The organism is Salifodinibacter halophilus, from assembly GCA_012999515.1.
Lineage (GTDB): Bacteria > Pseudomonadota > Gammaproteobacteria > Nevskiales > Salinisphaeraceae > Salifodinibacter > Salifodinibacter halophilus.
Window position 1 is genome coordinate 1 of the sequence record JABEEB010000377.1, and the last position, 260, is coordinate 260.

The 260-nt window shown below is 69.6% G+C and carries 1 protein-coding gene; it reads right to left on the reverse strand.

Annotated elements, in window-relative coordinates; all coding sequences use genetic code 11:
* Window positions 1–260: ATP-binding cassette domain-containing protein (locus HKX41_12095; protein ID NNC24876.1), on the reverse strand; the 260-nt coding region annotated here is incomplete at both ends.

Here is a 260-nt window from a genome sequence, read left to right on the forward strand (position 1 = left end):
CTGTCCAGCGCCGAGGTGGCTTCGTCGAGGATCAGGATGTCGGGATTGCGCAGGAACATGCGCGCGATCGCGATGCGCTGGCGCTGCCCGCCGGACAGGTTGTTGCCCTGCTCGATCAGCGCGGTGTCCAAGCCTTCGGGCATGCGCTCGATGAAGCCGGCCGCGCCGGCGCGCTCGGCCGCCGCCCACACCATCGCGTCGCTGTACTGTCCGCTCAGGCCGTAGGTGATGTTGTCGCGCACGCTGCCGGGCATGACCGG